At 54.7% G+C, this 22750-nt stretch carries 11 protein-coding genes and 1 tRNA gene; 5 read left to right on the top strand and 7 right to left on the bottom strand.

Features of this window, described 5'->3' with window-relative positions; all coding sequences use genetic code 11:
- Nucleotides 1-9: 9 nt before the first annotated feature.
- The 3 genes from ACYX4K_RS10860 to ACYX4K_RS10850 all read right to left on the bottom strand — a co-directional run bounded on the left by ACYX4K_RS10860 (nt 10) and on the right by ACYX4K_RS10850 (nt 4225).
- Complete coding sequence (locus ACYX4K_RS10860; protein WP_475092108.1) at nt 10-939, bottom strand: hypothetical protein; 930 nt, start codon at nt 937-939, stop codon at nt 10-12.
- Between the two features lie 151 nt (nt 940-1090).
- Nucleotides 1091-3610 (bottom strand): TcfC E-set like domain-containing protein, encoded by a 2520-nt coding sequence (locus ACYX4K_RS10855; protein ID WP_475092109.1) that lies wholly within the window; start codon nt 3608-3610, stop codon nt 1091-1093.
- Between the two features lie 45 nt (nt 3611-3655).
- A complete protein-coding gene (locus tag ACYX4K_RS10850; RefSeq protein ID WP_476178692.1) occupies nt 3656-4225 on the bottom strand; it encodes a hypothetical protein in 570 nt (189 codons plus the stop codon).
- A 329-nt stretch (nt 4226-4554) separates the two neighbouring features.
- Here ACYX4K_RS10850 and gltX point away from each other — a divergent pair, with 329 nt between their 5' ends.
- Nucleotides 4555-6030 carry a glutamate--tRNA ligase gene (gene gltX, locus ACYX4K_RS10845; RefSeq protein WP_475092111.1) on the top strand — a complete coding sequence of 492 codons (1476 nt, stop codon included), beginning with the start codon at nt 4555-4557 and terminating at the stop codon, nt 6028-6030.
- A gap of 298 nt (nt 6031-6328) precedes the next feature.
- Nucleotides 6329-6404 (top strand) — tRNA-Ala (locus ACYX4K_RS10840).
- 138 nt (nt 6405-6542) lie between these two features.
- Here ACYX4K_RS10840 and ACYX4K_RS10835 read toward each other — a convergent pair.
- From ACYX4K_RS10835 to ACYX4K_RS10820, 4 genes are all read right to left on the bottom strand, one after another.
- Nucleotides 6543-7985, bottom strand: a complete 1443-nt coding sequence (locus tag ACYX4K_RS10835) for an O-antigen ligase family protein (protein WP_475092112.1) — start codon at nt 7983-7985, stop codon at nt 6543-6545.
- A 137-nt stretch (nt 7986-8122) separates the two neighbouring features.
- Nucleotides 8123-8644, bottom strand: coding sequence for a hypothetical protein (locus ACYX4K_RS10830; protein WP_406828081.1), 522 nt, complete (start codon nt 8642-8644; stop codon nt 8123-8125).
- Between the two features lie 189 nt (nt 8645-8833).
- Nucleotides 8834-9637, bottom strand: a complete 804-nt coding sequence (locus tag ACYX4K_RS10825) for a LapD/MoxY N-terminal periplasmic domain-containing protein (protein ID WP_475092113.1) — start codon at nt 9635-9637, stop codon at nt 8834-8836.
- Nucleotides 9638-9667: 30 nt separating this feature from the next.
- Nucleotides 9668-10288, bottom strand: a complete 621-nt coding sequence (locus ACYX4K_RS10820) for a transglutaminase-like cysteine peptidase (protein ID WP_475092114.1) — start codon at nt 10286-10288, stop codon at nt 9668-9670.
- Between the two features lie 647 nt (nt 10289-10935).
- Between ACYX4K_RS10820 and galU the strand changes: the two genes are divergently transcribed.
- The 3 genes from galU to ACYX4K_RS10805 all read left to right on the top strand — a co-directional run bounded on the left by galU (nt 10936) and on the right by ACYX4K_RS10805 (nt 22644).
- Nucleotides 10936-11847: a UTP--glucose-1-phosphate uridylyltransferase GalU gene (galU, locus tag ACYX4K_RS10815; RefSeq protein WP_475092115.1), complete on the top strand. Its 912-nt coding sequence runs from the start codon at nt 10936-10938 to the stop codon at nt 11845-11847.
- Between the two features lie 496 nt (nt 11848-12343).
- The gene (locus ACYX4K_RS10810; RefSeq protein ID WP_475092116.1) at nt 12344-12706 is read left to right on the top strand and encodes a hypothetical protein; all 363 of its coding nucleotides are present in this window, start codon (nt 12344-12346) and stop codon (nt 12704-12706) included.
- 83 nt (nt 12707-12789) lie between these two features.
- A complete protein-coding gene (locus tag ACYX4K_RS10805; protein WP_475092117.1) occupies nt 12790-22644 on the top strand; it encodes a hypothetical protein in 9855 nt (3284 codons plus the stop codon).
- Nucleotides 22645-22750 lie beyond the last annotated feature (106 nt).

Below are 22750 nucleotides of genomic sequence, written 5' to 3'. Positions count from 1 at the left end.
CTTTCCTCATCAATTCATCTCTACTGTCAGGGTCAGGATATCTGTGTATCGATAGTCCTGAGGGTTAGCCAAATTGCTCGCGGGAATGGTTAATTCCAGTCGCATGTTCTCATCGCTATAGCCCTGGCAGTCAATGGATGAGTGGCCTTTCCAGTCCTTCTTTGTGTATACCCCCTCCTGAATCCTGCTCTTCTTTTTCGGGGGGAGCTCACTGGCAATTTTGACTTCATATTCAATGGTGTCTGCACTGGACGCACCGCCCAATAAAAATTGACCATTCCCGGTAGCGCTATCCGCCAAGAGTCTGAAGTCTGTCCCGGCAGTGGTGTACACGCAAAAATTTTGCTGTGCGGTGATGTCCGCAACGGGGTTGGGCATTTGCAGCGTCATATCTTCAAGCCCGCTGATTCGGATACTGGCACCAACTACCATAACAATATCTACCGAAAGTGGCGGTGACAGTTCCGTGCGATTGTCTGATGCCGTCGAGCCTTTGCAGATGATCGGGTTGTACGGGTTGTCAGGATCTCCCCAGGGATTGCACTGGTACAGGTAGAATTGCAGAGTCGCGCGGTACAAGCCGGGTGCCGGGGAAGTTGCGGTATTCGGTGTCAAGGATAACGATACAGGCGTTTGCTGGCCGTTAGCAGCACCGGCAAAGCGGGTATTGGTTACCTGGCCAGGTGTAATCGTTTTTGCTGTTGTCGCCGGGTGATGAAACTTTAACGTGACTGGGATATCGCCCTCGGGTCCACTAAACAGGAACTCTTGCCCTTGAGCCGGGCCGGTAATCTCAATGGTGTAGTCTCGAGAGGCCGTACAATAGGCGGCGTTCCACTCGTTACCTTCCCAATCTGCCCAACAACTACGGATACTAAATGGAATAGACAGGTCGCCGTTGTATACAACGGCGTGCTCGGTGTCATCAAGCCCGCACACACCCAGAGATTTTTCTGGCACAGGCATTATCGCAGAGCCATCGCCGCAGGGGTCCTGATTAGTGCTTTGCGCCAGTGCCTGGTTACTGGTAATGGCCCCTGCCAATGACAGGATCAGTATCAAAAAACGACAGCGGGGCGGGTTACCAGGTTTAATTGGCGGCATAGACTCCTCCCTTGGCTGGGCACTTTGCTTGGGCCAAGTCTACGATGCCAATGTTTATCCAGTCATCGGCTCCAGACTGTTCTGGGATCTCGACCTTGCAATCCCCCCATTGTACGGGCGGTACTCGTAAAGCTTCGGGTTTTCCATGTATTTCAATCTGGAATACGCCGTAATCGTCAGTAACCGCAGAGAACTCCCCGATGGAAATCTTCGTGTTGCGCAGAGGCCGATCACCATGAACCAGCCTGCCGAGTACGACGATTATCGTCTGAACTTCATAATCGGTGGTGGCGACATTACCGGGGTATAGCGTGATGGTATCACGGGAATCCCGGTAATCATGGAAACCATCGGCCAGGGGACGTAAAGACAGTTCATAGGTACGAAACGAGGGCAGGCTGATTACTGATTGGCTGCCCCCCCGGGCATAGCCTCGGCGGGTGCCGTCGATTAGAATTTCGAAATCCTGATCCTCGGAACCTTCAATATCGACGATGACCGCGCTGTTGAGCGTTCGCTCCCCACCCCAGGAAAAAGTATCTCCAGTTGTCATCAAGGAAGTACTAAAGCTTCCAAGATAATTGGTCGTTCGCGAGCCGGATACACGACTATTATTGCGATGGCTTAATGTGGACGTGAGATAGCCCCGCCTGCCTGCCAAGCGTGTCTGGCTGCCCAGGTAATAATCATCTTCCGAGATTTCGGCAGAAAATTGCTGTGAAACATCATGGGCCCACAGGTCTCTGTCATTCCAGTTGCTGCTGACTCCGACGCGGGCGAAGCCGTTTCCTGATTGGTCCCGATCGTACCGGAATGTGCCACCGCTACTCCATCGGCTGCCTCTGTAGCGAAACTGAAAATTAATCGCGGTCAGCTGTTCACTTCCTTCTGCGACGCTATGAGAAAGTCGGAAGTCACCGTACCAATATCGAGAACGTAACAGCCCGCGCTGAAACTCGAAGGTGGTCAGTTTCTCAGTTCCACCAAACTCACCGTCCAGAATAATTCCCGGTGTTTCGAATTGTTGAAGTCGGTCGCTTTCGCTATACCGAATGGAGGCTCTCCCGCCGAACACGGAGCTGCTAGCCGATAAATTTCGATTGAATGAACTGCGGCTTAAAATACTGAAACCGGCTGTGTCAGCACTAGAATCTGGCTCGCCGCTGATGCGGGTCTCACTCGCACCTATGTCAATATATGGGGTGTGCAGCAGCGCCGACAGGCGATACCCATGGCTACCTTCACTGCTGTAAATAAGGCTCGGGGATAGCTCAAAGTTTTCCTGAACCCATCGCGATCCAACTTCCAGTACCTGCTCTTTTTCGGTAGTCGCCGCGGTTGTAAAAATGCCTGCGCTGTCAGAGATTCTCCGGGCGAGACTCCCTTTCAGGTAGTAGCTATCGGTTTGCGAAGGTAGGGTTCTGTTATCGGCTTCTCGTGCAGGCTTACCGGCGAGGAGTTCCCAGTTCCACTCCCCGGACGGGGGGAGCAACCCATCTTTGGCAAAGAACTGAGTGAATCGGTTTAGCGGGCGACCACTCTCATCAAATGTGAGGACCTCTATCTCGTAGGCCCCACCCGGCAGATTGCTAGTATCAAGGAGCTGGTTACCTGCTTCAATCAGGGTGCTGAAAATCAACCGGTTATCGCGGTGAATTTCCACTCGTCCGCGAGTGGGCATGTTTACTTCCAGAGGTGTGCCCTCTCGGTAGTAATTGTCTGTTCGGCTATTGTTTGAGCTACGGTATTCAACGCCGTAGATGAAAGGCGATGGGATAAAACTGCTGAAATAGCTTTCGGGCTGCAGTAACCCGATGGAATATGCCTTGCCCTGGTAGTCGCGGCTCCAGTGGAGTTCGTGAATAAGTGGATCACCTTCATCAGTAGCAGACCAATGACTGTGCAGCGCGCTTTCCCCAAAGCTCAGAATTGAGGCACCAAACAGCGAGGCGCTTTGTGTCGCGGTTCCTTGGTTGGTGTCCACGCCGGACCAGGTACCGGTTAAATTCTGTATAAATGAGAACTTGCTGGTCGCTTCCGGGAGGTAGGGTGAGTCAATCGCGGCCTGTTTTGGGAGGTATTCTGGCGCGATGAATATGTCCACACGAAAGCGGCGCTCATCGTAAATAAGGCCGACAATTTCCGGAACTAAAAACCCGCAATCGCGCTGATTTTCAAGGCGGCACGTGCGGTGTGAATTGCGTGGCTGAGGCGCGCTTAGCGCGGAGAGTACGGCGTCCGGCTGCAGTGATTCCGGTAGTAGTTCAAGAACGGCATGGGGGTTTGAAAACTGAACCGACTGCAGATCTACCTTGACCTGGGCGGTGCCAACAGGTCGGCCGCCGAAATAAACATCGGCTACCAGACTTTCCGGCTCGGTGAGATCTCCAAATCCCGCAGGGGCTGAAGTTTCGAGAGTGAACGCGGCGGCTGCTGCACCCAATGCGAATTTGCAATGGGCGGCGAACACCAGCGCACACAAAATCCGAGCTACCGCGCTATTCATTTCGGGAATGAGATGTGCCGGCGATTACCGGCACATTGTCTTGTCTTACTGGCCAGTTACGGTAATTGTGAGAACATCCGTGTAAGAGGAGTCCAGAGCAGATTCCCACTGGCTGGCTGGAACCGACACAATAACCTGCGCATTGTTATCGGCAACTGCACACTCAACACCGTCGCTCAAGTCGAAAGTGCCAGCCATTTGACCGGTAGAGTTATCCACAGCGGAGCCTGCTGCGGTCGGGGCGATATCAGAGGTGAACGCGACGTTATACGTCAGGTCGTGACTGCTACCGTCGAGCAGAAAGCCAGTGGCGGAGTTCGCGGTTGCCGTTGCACTTTCAAATTCGATTGCGTAGGCACTATTGGCAAAACCAAAGCCGCCAACACAGAAGGCATCGCGGCCTTCCAGGGCAGTATTGGCGGGGGTGGTGCCGTCTGCAGTCATCGGAATACTGTCCAGGTTGGCAACAACAATTGCCGAGGTAATATTCAACGTGATGTCGACCGTTCCGGTAGAGGCGGTTTCATCCACATCTCCGTCTTGGGTAACGGCAACCGCCGACATTGCGGCCAAGGTGAAAAGAGCTGCACCGAGGGAGCGGGCTACATTCTTCATCATTTAATCCCTAAATACCTGAAAGTGTTTGTTGTTCTGGGGTGGTCATTTATTAGCCTGCCCCTGGCGTCTACTGCATCAAATTGGCGGTTTTTCCCCCAATTTCGTCGACTACGTGGCAATAATACCTGTTCTGTGACGTCAGTCACGGATTTTTTGTTGGGGTGATGTTTTTTGGGCGTTCGTATGCCGATACAGGGCGATTGGGCAGCTCGACGGGCCGCGTTTGTTCCCCTGTGCGCATGCAAACCTCGGCGATATAATGCCGCGCCTCAAAAGTCTTTCTTCCTTTATAAGTAATTAGTCACTAGTCCAACATCAGGTTAACAATGACCGTAAGAACCCGTATTGCTCCTTCCCCCACCGGCGATCCCCACGTAGGTACCGCCTATATCGCGCTGTTCAATCAGTGCTTTGCCCAGGCCCAGGGTGGCCAGTTTGTGCTGCGTATTGAGGATACCGATCAGGCGCGCAGTACCCCGGAGTCGGAACAGGCCATTCTCGACAGCCTGCGCTGGCTGGGGCTTGATTGGCAGGAAGGCCCGGATGTGGGGGGGCCTCACGGTCCCTATCGCCAGAGCGAGCGCGGCGATATCTACAAGAAGTACTGTGACGAGCTGGTCGCCAAGGGACATGCCTTCCATTGTTATCGCACCGCGGAAGAACTGGATCAGTTGCGCGCACAGTTGCAGGAGTCAGGCAAAGCGACGCTGAAGCCCAGCGATCTGGCGCTGCCGGCGGAAGAGGTGGAAAAGCGCAAAGCCGCCGGCGAGCCCTATGTTGTGCGTATGAACGTGCCAGAGTCCGGTACCTGTGTGGTGGAAGACCTGCTGCGCGGCACCATCGAGATCGACTGGGCCCAGGTGGACGCTCAGGTACTGCTAAAGTCTGACGGCATGCCCACCTACCATCTGGCCAACGTGGTGGACGACCACCTAATGGAGATCACCCACGTACTGCGCGGTGAGGAGTGGATCAACTCCGCTCCCAAGCACAAGCTGCTGTACGAATACTTCGGCTGGGAAATGCCGGTGCTCTGCCACCTGCCGCTGCTGCGCAACCCGGACAAAACCAAGTTGTCCAAGCGCAAGAACCCCACCTCTATCCTGTATTACCAGCGCGCCGGTTTTATGCCGGAAGCTCTGCTGAACTATCTCGGTCGCATGGGCTGGTCCATGCCGGACGAGAGCGAGAAGTTCACCCTGGACGAAATGCTCAAGCACTTCGATATCCAGCGTGTGTCCCTCGGCGGCCCGGTGTTTGATGTGGAGAAACTGAGCTGGCTGAATGGCCTGTGGATTCGCGAGCTGGAAGACGCGCAGCTGGCAGATCGTCTACAGCAGTGGCTGCTCAATCGCGAAAATCTGCTCAAGGTTCTGCCGCACGCCAAAGGCCGCATGGAAACCTTCGGCGATTTCGCCCCTCTGGTCGGCTTCCTTGCCTCCGGCAAACTGCCGCTGACCGAAGAGAGCTTCGCCAGCAATAAGATGGAGCTGGACGAGCAGAAGAAACTGCTGCAGTTCGCCCTTTGGCGCCTGGAGGCCCTGCGCAGCTGGAGCAAAGACAACATCTTTGCCACGGTGAAAGAGCTGTCTACCCAGATGGACGTAAAGCTGAAGGACTTCAACGCGCCGCTGTTTGTCGCCATCAGTGGAACTACCGCGTCATTTTCGGTTATGGATGCGATGGATCTCCTGGGACCAGACCTCAGCCGCGCCCGCCTGCGCCAGGCAATTGACGTGCTGGGCGGCGCCGGTAAGAAGGTGCTGAAGCGCTGGGAGAAGGAATACGCTGCACTGGGTTAAGCCCCACCGTATTCCGTGCGTCATCCCGGGCGGCTCACTGCGTCATCCCGGGCTCGACCCGGGATCCAGCGCCACGGAACCTGGATCCCGATACCGGATCAAGTCCGGCACAGGCTCTTCGCCGGGATGACGAAGTGGGAGAGGTCGGTATCACGGTGTGAAGGAGTCGGGGGTGACTGTGACGGCCCGGTTCCTAACTAATTGATTAAAAAGTTATTTTTCTTGTTGACAGTGGCCCGCGCATTGTTAAAATGCGCCCCGCTTTCGACGGAAACGTCATCTGAAAGCCACCCAATTTGGGGCCTTAGCTCAGCTGGGAGAGCGCAACACTGGCAGTGTTGAGGTCAGCGGTTCGATCCCGCTAGGCTCCACCAAATACAAAAAGGCCGCATCCGGAAGGATGCGGCCTTTTTGTATTTGGTGTTCCGTCATTCCGGCGTAGGCCGGAATCCAGAGTTTCGGAGTGCTGGATCCCGGGTCAAGCCCGGGATGACGGAGGCGGGCCGTGCTGGCTATCGCCGTCGCTCACTCTGCATAAATCGCGCCTTCCACGCCAGTCCCAGCATCATCAGAAAGTACACCGCCGTCGCCGGTGCCTGAAGATGAAAATCCGTGGTCAACATGATCAGCTCCGCCACAATCGCCATCAGGGTAGCGAAAGCCAGGCCCTGCATCAGGCTGTCCCGCCGGGTGCGCAGTGCGGTAAAGGCGTGAAACAAACTCCACAGCACCGCCGCCCCCAGCAACAGAGTCGCGGGCAGTCCGAACTCGATGCTGAACTGCAGGTAATCATTGTGGGCGAGATCGTAAAAGGTATTGATGCCCGGTCCCTTCACACTGGGGAACGACGAATAGAAGCTGCCGCCCCCGGTGCCACTGAGCGGGTGTTGCTCGATCAGTGACAGCCCGTACTGATTCACTTCATCGCGGGTTTCTTTGGTGAATGTCGTTTCTTCGATTTCCTGGCGCAGGCGATCCATCCCAAACCAACTGCCCACAATCATCAGGTCGATCACCATCAGGCTGGCCAGCAGAATGGTCAGGCTTTTACTGCGGTTGCGGATCAGCAGCAGGCCCAGTGCACCCACAATGGAAAGGCTGGCAAAAAATGCCGTGTTGGCCATGCGCGAGTGAGACATCACCAGGCCGATCACCATCATCGCAAGGCAGATACGCAAAACCGCCTTTCCGCCCAGCAGCATATTAATGATTCGCATCAGCCGGTCTTTGAGTTTGCCTCCACTGTGGCCGCTAAGGCTCGCAATCAGCAGGCCGATACCCAGACAAAGACACATCACCAGAAAATTGCCGAAATGGTTTTTATAGCGGAAGCCGCCGGTGGCAATACCGGAATTTTTGAAACCGAGAATCCAAGTGGTTTCCGCACCGGAGAGTGCCAGCAGCACGCCATAAAATGCCTGGAAAGTGCCCGCCAGTACCACAACCATCGCCAGCAGGCGCAGCCGTTTGGTACTGCTTACCAGGGCAAGTAGCAACAGCAACATACACCAGTAACTCAGGCCTTTTATCAGCGCGACATGTGTCTGGTTCGGGTCGAGAGACAGTGTGGCAGTAGAGAGCCCAGGGGCTGCTCGCAGGTGGGCCTCGGCAATTTGGGGGGCAAGTGTTTCCAGCAGGCCAATGGGAAGTGGCAGCTGCTGAATAAAAACCCAAACCTGAAACAGGCCGAAGATTGCCAGTAGCGGCCAGTAAGGGCGGAGTGCGTGGAGACCCGGGCGAAACAGGTTCAGCAGCAGCCAGCCCGCGGTCAGGGTAAATACCCACACCTCCATCAGCGACCAGGCCCAGGGGCGGTGAGAGCCCAGGGGAATCGGCAGCCAGAACAGCAGGGCAAGCAGCCCGTAGAACAGCCCGATTTCCAGGCGCGCACTGCCAGAGAGGGCAGGTGCCGGTTGTGAAAGTTCGGGGAAAGGCGCGTGACCAATCGCAGACATTGTTAAATCGTTCTATTTATCTGTTGAAGCCAGGGAAGCTGTTCCCAAACCAAAGCGTTTCAGGTTTTGAAATCAAAAAAGGCCCTTGCGGGCCTTTTCTGTTTGCGCGGGTTGCACGTACGGTGCACGCCTTGCAATTAGTTCGGGGAAGCTGCGGTGCCACCACCGCCGCCACCAGCGCCGGCGCCACTGATCACCGGAGGTGCAGGGGGGATCGGAGTGGTTGGGGTAGAAGTGCTGCTCGCCAGGGAGGAGCTGCCAGCCGGAGGCGCTGCCGCTGCAGTTGCCTGAGAGACCACGGAAGCGTCGGCACCGGCAGCAATTGCAGTGGCGGCAATAGACTGCGGGTTAGCACCGGCAGCCACGGCTGCGGTTACAACCGCTTCGGCAGAGGCCGGGTTTGCGGCAACGGCGGCGGCAACCACCGCTTCCGCGTTGGCGCCAGCCTTGATGGCGGCAGTTGCGATTTCTGCCGCTTTTTCAGGGGCTGCTGCCAGCGCCTGCTCCAGGGCTTCCTCGGTGCTCAGGCCTTCACTTTGTGCCAGAGCAATAACCTGATCCATGCTGTATCCAGCTTCGATGTATTGTGCAACATCGGCCATGGCTACAGCGCTCAGCAAGCTCGCACCCAGTGCGATCCCCAGTGCTGACTTTTTCATGCGTCCCCCTAATAAAGAACATTGTTTTACAGTGGATTCCATTCAATCTGCGGCCGATTGTAGCGCCCATACAGTAAATGGGAAGGCTATGCCACAGATAAAGTCGAAAAAAATTATTGTCCAGTGGTAACTGGTACGCAAAACAGAAAATTATTAGCTATTAATAGCTAGTGCATCCCTGGTATGCGATCAGGCTTCCGTATGTTTTTTATGCGGGCGCTTCTCGCCGGCAATATCTTCTTCCGTTTCCTCGGAAAATATATTCCCGGCCAGGTGCAAATTCAGCTTGCGGGAAAGTGCCTGAAACTCTTCCTGTTCCCGTTCGGCGGATGTCAGTAGCGCGTCAACTTCACGTCTGTATTGCATCAGTGTTTTATGAGACAGCCAAAGCACCATCGCCATCAGCGCAACTCCCGCGCCGCACAGGCCAACCGCCAGGCGCCAGAGTAATTGCAGTGCAGGCCCCGGGTGCCGGCTGACTGCAACCTGTCCTGCAATTTCCCAGCCACTTGTCACGTCAAGGGTGGCAATTGGCGGCTGTATCCGCACAAGTGCCGCAAACCAGTCCGGCACACCGGCAAAGTAATCCGGGATTGAAACAGAAGCCGGAGCCATCGAAGCACGAGTTTGTTGCGTGCTTGTGACCGTCGAAGAGGGATCTGCCGAATCGGCGTGGAATTCCCGTGCCGGTGAAAAGGTCACCTTTGAATAAGCACCACTATGGGTCACACCCTGCAGCAGGGTTTGAATGTAAAGCTCGGGAGACGCGCGCTCGCGCAAAGCGCTACCTAACTGCGCGGCCAGCAACGCCGCGCTATCGCGGGCCTGATGTGCCAGTAATTGTTGCGACTGCTCGCGGGCGATGAACAGGCCAATGGCGATCGCCGCGCAGAGCCCCAGTAACCACAGCAGCGCCTGCCGTACCAGCAGGATACTGGTATGCCATGGGTTAAAACCGTAGCGACGGTCCGCTCGGGCTCGGGGATAGCTCACTCGAATCTCCTTGTCTCGGGCAATACCGGACTAATCGAATACGCCTTCATGTTTCATGCGCGCCAGCAGCTCGGTCCACAGTGCCGAACCCGGCTGATTGCGCACTTTCGTGGCGGTCGCCAAAGAGGCGTTCAGCCACAGTCCCTGTGCGTTAAAACTGTACACCGGTTCCAGGTCGGTACGCTCCCGCGCGGGGAGAACATCACCGGTCATATTATCCAGCACCAGTGGGTGCTCTCCCGGGTTGGCGGAGTACAGCAGTACCATATGAGGCTGCCCGGCCTGCGCCGCCACCACATAAGTAAGACGGATTTTTTCCGGTGAAATACCGGCACTCGTCAGGCTGAACAGCTTGGCGATGGCGTAGTCCTCGCAATCGCCGCCGTTGGACGCCAGAAACTGAACCGGCGTTGCCCAGAAGTCCTCCTGCCCCCAGTGGGCCAGATCTTCCGCATACGGCACCCGGTTCAGGAAATGGTTAATACGCAACAGGCGGTGCCACTCCAGCGCCCGGGATTGCTCTGTGATCAGCTGCTGCCAGCGCACCAGGCGCCCGTGGGCAAGGGCACCGTATTCCGCATGTACCTCTTCTAAAAGAGGCCGGGACAATTTGGGCGCCTGGCCGGGGGTAAAGGCGCTCGCGGTGATCATACAGCCGGCCGCAAACAACCCAAGTAACGCGCAATTGACCAGCGCGCGATAGCACCTGCCACCACCTGTGTGCGCCTTATGTTGATGGGTTGCCCGACGGCTCCAGAAACAAAAGCTGCTACTACCAAACATCAGCAGACCTGTATCGTTGCGATCAAAATTCGATCAACCTCAATACAGTCTGGCACCGCTGGCGCGAACCCTTCGGTTCTGGCTCAAATTCACGTTGCCACAGGCGCCGCGACAAATTGATACAAATTCGTGCTCACGCAACGGAGGCGCGGGCTGCAGCAGGCAGAGCTATTCCCGCAGTGTTTCAGATAGCCCTTTGAGGCTATTTTCTAACCGCAATACCGCGCCTTAAGATGAATAAATAGGCGAAAGTGCCAGTTGGTATGCAAATTGCCAAAGAAAGGAAGAGAGATAGAGAAAGCTTCACGCGTCTTCGAGATAGCAGTGGATTATCGGTCTCCGGCACCCACTGGCTAGGCGCTCGCACTTAATCTTGAACTGTCATAATTAAGTGCTAAAGTGTGACGCCTTTCACATTGGCAGGTGGGATATCGGTGGCACCCCGAAGCTTTCAGGGAGTGAAGCAGCATTCCGCATTTGCGAGAAAAAGTATTTAGACGTTAAGGAAATAAACCATGCAGCAAGTGAAAAAAGCCGTTATCCCCGTGGCCGGCCTGGGGACGCGTATGCTCCCGGCAACCAAAGCGATCCCCAAGGAAATGCTGCCCATCGTCGACAAACCGCTGATCCAGTATGTGGTCAACGAAGCCGTCGCCGCAGGAATCAAAGAAATCGTACTGGTTACCCACGCCAGTAAAAACGCCATCGAAAACCACTTCGATACCTCCTTTGAGCTGGAAGCCCAACTGGAAAATCGCCTCAAGCGCCAGTTGCTGGATGAAGTCCGCTCCATCGTTCCGAAAGATGTCACCGTAATTTCTGTGCGCCAGGCCGAAGCCAAAGGCCTGGGCCACGCCATCAGCTGTGCGCGCCCGGTGGTCGGCGACAACCCCTTCGCGGTACTGCTGCCCGACGTACTGATTGATCAGTACGCTTCCGACCTTACCGCCAGCAATCTTGCCGATATGGTGAAAAACTTTGAAGCGAACAGTGCCAGCCAGATCATGGTCGAGCGCGTCGAGTGGGAAGAAGTGAGTAAATACGGCGTGGTGGACTGCCTGGGTGCAGATCTGCAAACCGGCGGCACCGCCAAAATTGACGGCATGGTAGAAAAACCGGAAGTCGACGCCGCGCCATCCAATATGGCCGTAGTGGGGCGTTATGTGCTGCCCGCCCAAATCTGGAACCTGCTGGAAAACACCGCTCCCGGTGCCGGCGGCGAAATTCAGCTTACCGATGCCATCGACGAACTGCTCAAACAGCAATCCGTTGAAGCCTACCGCATCGTTGGCCACAGCCACGACTGCGGCAACAAGCTCGGCTACATGAAAGCCCAGTTCGAATACGGCCTGCACCACGCCGAAATCGGCAGCAGCCTGAAAGAGTTCCTTGGCTCCCAGAAAGCCAAAACCACCGAACCCGCCTAGAGACGTCGCTAGTATTTCACTTCCCCAGCTCTTCATCCCGGCGCCAGCCGGGATCCAGCGATCGCAAAAAGCAGACCCGCCTGTGTGCAGTCCATTGACGATTTCGAGCGCGAGCGCTTTTGTTAATTGAAAAACAGCGCTCAATTTAGCCCCTCGGGGCTATTTATGGGGTGTTTGAGTTGGTGGTAGAAATGACATGTCTGCAATACGCGGCCAGTTCTCTGATTTCGGTCGAACAATAAGTGATATTGTGACTTTTGTTCGTCGTGTGGAGTTTTCTGTGGGTAGAGACACGTATTACTTGTGATGCACTTGCGGATGGCGTGTGATGTGTGTCACATGGTAGGATTCGCGAGCTTTTGCTCTCCTGGCCCTGTTGGGGAGGTCTTGGGGAGCGGTTGGGGTCGTAATTTCTAGAATTAAATCGAAATGAAAAAAGAGTCTCAGGCGCTGCGAATTGACAAAGCATCGGCTTGAGACAAAGTTGGGGGTTGGGGTGAATAGCACAAAAAAAGTACTGCTAGTGGTTACCGTCGCATTGGTTGTATCCGTGGCGACAAATATTTACGGCGCGATCCAGCACCGAAAAATCTCCAGTGAAGCCTCAGACGCGCAGGCGCAACTGGTTACCCTCCAAAAGAAAATTGCTGAGCTTGAAATGCACAGCAGTTCTACTTCCGGGCCGAATGCCAGGCCCAGTCGCGAAGAGTATATGGAGCGTCGCAACGCTCAATTGCGCAAGCAAAACTCTCTCGCACGCATGTCTACCCAGAAGCGTGAATCTCTTTCACGTAGCGAACAGCTCAGCCGCGAAGCAGTACAGCGCCGGCAGCAGGGTTCCGCGCAAACCATTCAATAATTCGGTCTTTCACGCCGGAAACATATAACGCACCGAGTTGGCTGGTATTGACTCGTAGACGGGAAATCACGAGGAGCCCTGTCATGGATCAGCAGTACCCAAAATCTGAAAAAATGAACAAAAAGAACACCATGGACACTTTAAAGCAGCTGCTTCTTCCTTTCGCCATTACCGCTTCACTCTTTAGTACCGCGGCTCAGGCAACCGAAATCACCGATCTCGAATTCGCCGACGCCAGCCTCGAGTCTTGTATTGACCAGGTGGCGGCCAGTGAAGGTTGGACGCAAATTAGTGAATTCCAGTGGTTAGATTGCTCCGAACCGGATATCCAGGACCTGAGCGGCATCGAGCAGCTCACCGCGTTAACCAGGGTTTCGCTGCATTGGAACTCATTGCACAACTATTCGGCACTCGGTGCGCTCACAGCCTTGGTTGATCTTGATCTGGCGGGCGTTGAAGACTTCGATGTCTCCGTTTTGTCCGGGCTGAATAACCTCCGTGGCCTGGGACTCAGTGTCTCAAATATTGGGGATGACGATTTCGCTGCGCTTTCAGGCTACGCGTTTTTCCCGAGTCTTGAATGGTTGAGCATTTGGGATAACCAGGTTACCGATATCAGTGCTCTGAGTGCCGCGTCTGGTCTTCATGGCCTGGATGTAGGCGGAAACCCGGTTTCGGATATTTCACCTCTGACGGGCTTTTCCCTGGAATGGATCAGCATGTGGGGCTCTCGGGTAGCGGATCTGAGCCCGCTGATGGGGATGCCCAACCTCAATTACATAAACGCCGATAGTTCCTGGGTCAAGGACCTGCCGGACGCAGTCGGTGCCGGTTTTAGCGATCTCGGTGCAGCGTTTCCTGCACTGACTGAGTTGTCGCTAGCGCAAAATGGGCTTGAGGACGACGACCTTGCGCAACTTGCCCAGATTACCGCGCTGCAAATACTCAACATCGAGTGGAACCTGTTCACTCCGGGGAGCGCTGAAGAGAGTGCGCTGATTGCCGCGGTACCAAGCTACAGCGGCTCAGTACTTCCCGTACGTTTCGATCAAGCCTACTTCTCTCCAACCGGCTATATCAACGCCGATGACGGCGACCACGAAATCTTTTTCACCGTTTCCGGCAGTGCGCTGGACGGTTCACCAATATCGGAAACATGCCTGGACCTGAGAAGCCCCGGTGGCGCAGGCGCCGGCTATTGCGACAGCTGGAACGGCAGCGCCGATGGTAGTGCATGGATCAGCACCTACGCAGAGCGTGGTGACTGGGCGCTGTACGGCAACGTGTGTATTGATGGCGGTGATTGCTGGGAAGTGACAAAACCGCAACTGGAAGTGATGGGTTTCAGCGACACGGTATTAACCGTCGACGGCACTGGCCCCGGAGATCTGGAAGCGCCATACGTTGACCAGCTGAGCTTCTCGGAAACCAACATCGATTTGGATGCGGCGCCAAACGGCTACGTTGCCGTAACTGTCGACCTTGTAGTTGAAGATGGCAATGGCTCCGGTTTCCAGGGCGGCTGGATCGAGATTCATCATGAAAACTGGGAGTCTGATAGCAAGTTCGTCAACTTCAGTGCTGGTCAGACTCAGGCGACATTCTTCTTCCACTCCGTCGATGCCGCCGGTAAATGGTTCATTAACTACATTGCTGCAGATGACTATGCCAACAACCACTTGCATATTGATGGCTGGCAGCTGCAAGCACAGGGCTTTCCAATTGAATTTAATGTGGCCAACGGAAACCCGGGTCCGATTGATATCTACAGCCTGAATTTCGCTGATTCGGATTTAACCGCTTGTGTTCAGGGTGTAGCGAGCGACAGCGGTATTTCCTATGTTCACGAGTTCACAGGTTTCTGGTGTCACGAACTGATTGACGATCTGTCAGGTATCGAACAACTGTTCATGCTGGATTATCTGGACCTTTCCACCACTGGCGACCAGCACGACCCGAATCGCAGTTCCTATTCCGACCTCTCGCCGATCGGCCAGCTGTCGAGAATGCAGAGCCTGCACCTCACCAATGCGAACATTACCGATATCAGTCCGCTGGCTGGTCTGCCGCTGCGCGAACTCAATCTGAACCGCAATCATCTGACAGACATCAGTGCTATTTCATCGATGCCTTCACTGGAGTGGTTTGATGCTGGTGAAAACGCGATAACCGCGATTCCGGATATTTCCGGTCTGCCGAGTCTTCACAGCATTTACATGGCGCACAACGCAGTCACCGATATATCCCCCCTCATCGGGCAAGAGAACGTTTGGGATGTTGATATCTGGGGTAACGCCATACCGGACAGTGACCTGGGTCTGATTAGTCCGAACGGCTGGTATAACGCCGACTGGGGCCGCCCCGAGATCACCGAGCTGACGATAGACCCGAGCACCATCGACCTCACCAATGGCAGCGTCGATGCAATGGTTACATTCAGTACTGCAGATCAGGAAAACGTCTACAGCAGCCAGGTATCTATTCATCTCGCACCCGAAGACACCGAAGCGCATTATGCATGGCTGGACGGCTCCGCTACCGAGGGCTACTTGCACGTGCCCGACTGGGTACAGCCTGGTGAGTGGGATGTTTGGGCTGAAATCGATCACCCCAATGGCTACTTCGATGTCCGCGCACCCGCCTTGGCTGCCATGGGCTTTAACACCCGGGTAACGACGACCGTTACCTATATCGACCCGACTATCGATACCGATGGCGATGGCCTGACTGACGAATTCGAACTTCAAAATGGCCTCGACCCTGAATACGCAGGTGACGCTGGAGAAGACGACGACAACGACGGCTTCACCAACCTGCACGAAATCATGGCGGGCACCGATCGCGGCGACGAGTACTCCGTCCCGAACGCAATGAACAACCCCGGCGAAGGCCGTTACCTGCTGGGTGAATTCGGTAACTTTGCTGCCAACGCATACGTTCTTGACCTGGCTGGCGATGGCGTCGGCGGTGATGATGAAGGTCGATTTGCCAAGCACAATGGCAGTGCGCACTTCATCTGGAACTACGATGGCAACGCGATTACCGGTGCAAACAATGGCTCTTATGTAAACCGCGATGACTGGTTTGTGCAGGAGCTGGGCTACGGCACCAAAGTTGAGGAATGGGTAGACAGCCTCTCAATTTTTGAGATCCAAGGCGGTGCTTCGCCTATATGGAAAATCGTAATGTCCGGTCGCAAAGTCTACCCGGATGAAGCGATTGATCCTGATGCGTTCACTTACATTTATGAATATCAGGTAATTGGAACCGGCTCTACCGCTGCACCTGCAATCACTTCTGGCATCTTTACCACACGTGTTGGTCTCGGTACCGATTACTTGCTGGACCCCACCTGGGTTACCCATCCCACAGAAGTTGTGTTGAATGGTGATGCTTCTGGCCATGTTGTGATCCCGTCCGAAGTCGGGGGCAGCGGCAACCAGCCCGTAACCTGGTCGACAGAAGGCGACGGCACACTGGTACTCGATTACCAGGGTGATAGTGCTCGTATCACCAACTATTTTGTCGAAGCCTTTGGTAAGGGTATCAAGACTGTCGTCGTGCACGAGTTCGACAGCGCCGCACCTGGCCTTTCAGGTTCGGCGGCAGCCGAACAGTCCATGTGGGAAGAGGTCACAATTACCTCTCTGGATACGGCGGATGTTGTTGGTCGCCTGGAGAACGCACCGGAAGGCGATCCTTCCGGTATGTCGACCTTTGCCTTGGTATTCAATGAAGACGGGTTGGGGCACCAGGAATTCTTGTCGGAAGGGCAGTGGTACCAGTCGGCACCATTTGGCTGGGAGATTAACGGCAACACCGTCATCGCACGCTATTACCGCGATGAAAACTGGAACTCCTACGGCGAGTCAGACTGCCAGGGGGCCGCTGAGTGTTACGAGCATCGTCAGCGACATGTCATCTTTAACGATGCGGAAGATACTTCCGGTGATGGCGAACTCGACCGTTTCTACATCACCATTCGCCAGGGTTTTGCAAATTACTGCGGCGAGCAGGTTTGCGACTGGCAGGGCTATGTCGGCCAGTTTGTGCGTGGTGTGCAAGACAGTGATGGCGACGGCATTCCGGATGAGTGGGAAATCGCCAATGGCCTGGACCCCTACAACGGTAACGATGCCTCCGAAGACCGTGATGGCGATGGCGCTGACAACTGGACCGAATACGCAATCGGCACAAATATCAATGTGTCCGATACGGATGCCGACGGTATCTCCGACGGCGAAGAATGGAACAGTGGTCTCGATCCGCTAACCTCTAACCTCAATGCAGACCAGGATGGCGATGGCTATCTGGACCTGCACGAAGTGAAGGTTGGCACAGACCCGCATTATGACGGCAGCACCCCCGCACCTCTGGCAGACCCCGGTACCGGCGAATTCATGTTTGCCAACTACGGCGGCTTCCAGGGCTCAAACTATGGCGCTCTGCTGAACCTGGAGTCCGACACATCGAGCCGTTTGAGCACGCAGCAGCACGATATCGCCGGCACCTGGAACTACACCGGAACCTATCTGGAAATCGACCTGGGCAGCTACGTCGCGTCTGAAGAAACATCCTGGAATGCACTCGCGCAACAGGACGTGCTGCAGCAGGTTCTTTATGACAAGGTCTACTACTTCGAATTCGACCAGGGCGATGGCAACACTACCTGGAAACAGGTGATTGTTGGCCGCCACCACTACCCGAACGGCGAGCTCGCGGACGCGGGTTACACACAGGAGTGGGATCACAACGTCGTTGGCAGTAGCGACCTCTTCAATGCAGGAATAGGCGAGGGCGAGTACGCGACCATTGTTTACGATACCGTCGGCAATGAAGATCCGGTGCTAAACGTAGGCCCGACGATTCTCGCGCTGAATGACAACCCGGGAACCAGCAGTGACGCGCTGAACCAGCGCAGCGATCTTAACTGGAACTATAACGGCAGCGGTGTCCTCACTGTGGCCTACGGCAACGGTAATACCACGCAATATCGTTTTATCGACAGTATTGGTGATACGCGCAATGCGTTGGCTGTTTACAACTTTGACGGCCAACGTTTCGCCACCAGTGTTCTTTTCCATAATCATGTGGACCTCGGCCTGAACGAACAGGAAGTCGTAGGCCAGTACGTATCGAACGGCGATGATTCCGTAGATGGCGTACCGCAATTTGGTCTCGAATTCGCGGCCGATGGTCAGGCATACCATCTCTCATGGGATGGCAGTCAGTGGAACCGGGCAGGTTGGTCTTACGGCTGGTACCTGCAGGGGCAAACCATCATTGCTCGTGCCTGGATGGACACAGACAACTGGCAGATTTACAACGAATCCACCTGTGGCAATAACGGGGTTAACTGTGTGTTCTGGCGGGAACGCCAGTTCACCATCAACGATATTTCTGGTGAGGAAATCTATTTCACCAACCACCAGATCTTCGATTGGGATTATGACGGTACCTTCGATAACGACTACTGGAATGGCTATGTCAGCATCTTCCAGAAAGTCGTACCGCCCGGGGACTTCGATAACGATGGCATCATCGATGACGAAGACCTGGACGACGACAACGACGGCCTCACCGACCAATTCGAAATCGACAACGGTCTGAATCCGCAAGACGCCAACGACGCCTTCGGCGATAACGATGGCGACGGTTTCAGCAACCTGCACGAAGCAGTGGTTGGTTCTGACATGAACGCAGATGGCTCCATGCCACTGAGCCTGAGCAACCCCGGTGCCGGTCGCTTCCTTCTGACCAACGAAGGCGCCTTCTTTAATGGCTCCGGTGGTTATGTCATCGACCTCGAAGGCGATGGCGCAGGCTTTGACGACAATGGACGGATCGCCCTCTGGAATGGCAGTGCCCACTTCACCTGGGAGCACTCCGGCAACGCAATCTCAGCAACCACCGATGGCAACTACGTAAACCGAGACTGGTGGTGGGTCGATGCCATCGGCCAGTCTGATGAAATCGAGCGCTATGTCGAGCAGTTGTACATCTATTTGCAAGACGACGCGGGCGATTACCCGACCTGGAAAGTGGTTGCGATTGGCTACAACCGTTATGTCAGCGGCATGTTGGCCGATGAACCCTTCGTCGACGTATACGAAGCGCAAATGATTGGTGCCGGCAGTGTCGCTAGTGATGTTCCGCTAATCGCGGCCGGCACTTACGCTACCGAAATTGCGATTTCCGAACATGACAACATCACTCCGTCCAACCTGTTTACCCCGACCGCGGTCGAGCTGAACGGCGACCAGACCGGTGTGGTATTCATCGATCCGGAAGTCAGTGGTAGCGGCGATGTCAGCGTAGACTGGAACCAGGATGCCGATGGCAGCCTGCAGCTATTCGATATCAACAGCGATGCCAAAACGACCGTCTACTTCGTGGAAACCTTCGGCAAAGGCGTTAAGACCATTGTGCTGCAGGAATACGAATCCACGTCTGGTGTATACGGTCGCGCAGCTGCCAATGACTCCATGTGGCAACAGGAAAACGTCAGCGAACTGAGCGAAGCCGATGTACTGGGTACTTTCGTAGATACACCGGAAAGTGCCTATGAAGGTAACAACAGCTTCGGCCTGCAATTTACTGCCGGAGGTGTCGGTAGCCAGGGTGCCTGGGACAACAGCGACGGCTTTACCGCCTACGTCCCGTTCACCTGGTACATCGATGGCAATGCCGTAATCATCGAATACTTCCAGGATGAATACGGAAACTACTACGACGACCAGAATTGCTACGGCGAGTGGAGTTGTTACAAGGCCCGCGAACGTCAATTCATCATCAACGACACCGAAGATCAGGACGAAAACGGATACACCGACCGTCACTACGTCACCATCCGCCAGGCCTTTAACTACTGCGGCACCGGCGAATTGTGTGACTGGCAGGGTTACGTATCCCAGTTCGATCGTATCTTCGATGCGGACAATGATGGGCTGCCCGACGCTTGGGAAGCCGCTCATGGCCTGAACCCCAACGACAGTGGTGACGCCTTTGGTGATAACGACGGCGACGGCCTCGACAACACCGCCGAGTTCGCTCAGGGCACATCACCTTCTTCTTCAGACTCTGATGATGACGGTATCGACGACGGCTTCGAAGTGAATGCTGGCCTCAACCCGCTGGATCCGTCAGACGCACTGGTCGACGCCGACGGTGACGGTTACACCAACTTCGAAGAAGTGATGGCGGGTACCGATTTCAATGAAATCAGTGACTTCCCGGCGGGTGACCTCTACTACACCATGGGGATCGAATCCGACATCGTCTGGGGGGCTGGCGTAAGCTGGGCCGACCAAGGCAGCGGCCAGGATTGGAACTACCGTAGCTTTGCCGCCTTCGGCAATAGCCCGCTGTTTATCGACGCAAATGGCACACAAACCATGCGCGCCGATACCCAGGGTAAATTCGATGTGGCAGAGCGCTTTATTGATGTCACCGGCACCAATGATCCGTTCGTATCCACGTTCTACGGCACCAGCGGTTGCCCGGCAGGGGAAGACTGTGTTTCCCAGATCAACTTCGACGGCAATTTCTGGAGCCGTAGCGATGGCTCAGAAGGTATGGCCACCAGCGACCGCAGCCTGATCATCAACTCGGAACTGGTCGAAGCCGGTGAGCAAACCCGCTACACCTGGACCACCTTCCGCGTGAAGAAACCGGATACGCTCACCCTGGCCGATATCAACGGCGTGTGGCACCTCAGTAACTGGGGCCGTGAGTTCGAGCGCGACGGCAGCCTTACCGAAGGCCACTACGTAGGGAACGCAGACTGGCGGTTCAATGGCGATGGCACCTGTGAAGCGGTAACCGCATTTGAATATCACGATGCCTGGGCGCCCTTCGACGGCCAGAATTTGGCACCAGAAGGTGTTGATGAAGAATCTGGCCAGGACAACCTGGAAAGCTGCAGTTACACAGTGGACCCAATCCAGGGCCGTGTCCTCGTTGACCTGAAGCTCGGTGGTGACGACGAAAACAGCGTTGTTGAGTTCAAAGTCGATGCCGCAAAACAGCGCATGGTCAGCATCTACATGGATGATGAAGACTGGGGTGCTGGCGTTGGTATGGTAATGCTCATCAAAAAAGGTGACGCAGCGACCTACGCTGACAACAGCGCACTGAATGGCACCGTGTTTATGGCCGGCAACCTGAGCTTCCTCGACTGGGGCAACGGCGTTGACTACCGCTCTACCGGTGCCCGAATTGCACGCTCCATTATCGACTTCGATGGCAACGGTCCTACCGACGGCGAAGGCTACAACGCCTGTACCCTGCAGCGGATCGAGAAGTTCCAGGGCCACGCCTTCTGGGGCTTTATCGGCGCCGATGCCGGGCAAAACCCCTGGCAGTCCGCAACCGCGTCCTATCCAATTCAGTGTCGTTACCGTGTGAATTCCGACGGTAGCGTAGACCTGGAGCAGGGCGAAGAAGGGACTATGGCGTACACCCAGTTCCACCTGGATGCCAATACTGAAATGCTCACCGCCACCTATATTGGCAACGGGTATTCCGAGCAGCTGATAGGCATGGTGTTGAATAACGTTGCCGACCCGCTAACCGCCTCAGTGCGCTTCACCGACTTCGGTTTCTACGATACCGATGGTGACGGCATGGCAGATACCTTCGAGATTGCCTACGGCCTGGACCTGAACGGCGACGACAGCGGCATCGACCTGGACGGTGATGGCCTCAGCAACCTCGAAGAGTTTGAAGCGGCTACCAATCCTCTGGAGAGTGACACCGACGGCGATGGTATGGGCGATGCCTACGAAGTTGCCAACAACCTCGACCCGAATGTGGATGACGCCGCAGCTGACGCCGATGGAGATGGCGCGACCAATCTGGAAGAGTTTGAGGCTGGGACTAACCCGTCAGATGCCGGATCGAATCCCGGAGGAAGGGGGCAAGTTCAAAATGACTTTAATGGGGACAGAATTTCGGATCTTTTATTCCAGGATGAGCGAGGTAACGTCGTAATATGGCAAATAAAAGGTGCGGAACGAGATTTAGCTCGATGGATTGGATCTATGTCCACACAGTATGAAATGTCGGGTATTGGAGATTTCGATCGTGACGGAGATAGCGATCTCTTGTTTAGTGACGTAAACGGGAACCAAGTAGTGTGGACCATTGAGCAGGGCGTTAAACAGTCTGCTAAATGGATTGGCCGGATTGACTCAAAGTACAAGTTTGTTATTGCAAAGGACTTCGATGGTGACTTTGACTCGGACCTCCTGTTTCAAGATCAAAGTGGTAACTTAGTAATTTGGTTAATGGAAATGGGCGAGAAGGTCTCTTCTAAATGGATTGGGACTATTGCTGCAGGGTACGAATTTTCCGGTAGTGCCAATTTCGATGATGACATAGATTCGGACATAATCTTTAGCGATCACTCGGGAAATCAAATTATCTGGATTATTGAAGATGGAGTGAAGCAGTCTAGTTCTTGGGTCGGGGCAATGAGCAGTCAGTACAAACTAGCTCTCATAGGAGACTTGGATGGTGATAAAGACTCCGACCTACTATTCGAAGACGGAAATGGAAATGTGGTCATATGGAATATCGAAGAAGGTTTCAGGCAGTCAATGGCTTGGATTGGGGCCATAAATAAAAAATATGCGATAAGCAAAATAGGCGATTTCGATAGCGATGGAGATGGTGATATTTTATTCTCCGATTCAAGTGGAAATGTAGTGATTTGGACTATTGAGAATAGAGTTAAGGTTTCGGCTGCTTGGGTTGGGAATTCTCCATCTGGGTATCACTTGAGTATGGTCGAGGACTATGATGGCGACGGCGACGCTGATATTTTGTTGAATGATCATTACGGGAACCAAATTATATGGGAAATCGAAAATGGTAAAAGGCAGCGAGAAAAGTGGATTGGAAGAGCGTCGATCGGATACACCCTTGTTGATCTTTAGAGTCTATCGACAACGTTGAAGGAGGCATACCTAACCAGGTATGCTTTCGACTATCTTTAATATAGCTATTTAGGGTTGGCAGGATAGTGATGCAGTATAAGTCCTG

Source organism: Microbulbifer sp. ABF4_107 (assembly GCF_056312215.1).
Note: the sequence above shows the minus strand (reverse complement) of the source record. Positions and strands in the feature narration are given on the sequence as shown.

What these genes read in the sequence shown, in the direction of transcription:
- ACYX4K_RS10855 (WP_475092109.1), bottom strand. Translation starts at nt 3,610, where the DNA reads ATGAATAGCGCGGTAGCTCGGATTTTGTGTGCGCTGGTGTTCGCCGCC.
- ACYX4K_RS10820 (WP_475092114.1), bottom strand. Translation starts at nt 10,288, where the DNA reads ATGATCACCGCGAGCGCCTTTACCCCCGGCCAGGCGCCCAAATTGTCC.
- gltX (WP_475092111.1), top strand. Translation starts at nt 4,555, where the DNA reads ATGACCGTAAGAACCCGTATTGCTCCTTCCCCCACCGGCGATCCCCAC.
- ACYX4K_RS10830 (WP_406828081.1), bottom strand. Translation starts at nt 8,644, where the DNA reads ATGAAAAAGTCAGCACTGGGGATCGCACTGGGTGCGAGCTTGCTGAGC.
- galU (WP_475092115.1), top strand. Translation starts at nt 10,936, where the DNA reads ATGCAGCAAGTGAAAAAAGCCGTTATCCCCGTGGCCGGCCTGGGGACG.
- ACYX4K_RS10835 (WP_475092112.1), bottom strand. Translation starts at nt 7,985, where the DNA reads ATGTCTGCGATTGGTCACGCGCCTTTCCCCGAACTTTCACAACCGGCA.
- ACYX4K_RS10850 (WP_476178692.1), bottom strand. Translation starts at nt 4,225, where the DNA reads ATGAAGAATGTAGCCCGCTCCCTCGGTGCAGCTCTTTTCACCTTGGCC.
- ACYX4K_RS10805 (WP_475092117.1), top strand. Translation starts at nt 12,790, where the DNA reads ATGGATCAGCAGTACCCAAAATCTGAAAAAATGAACAAAAAGAACACC.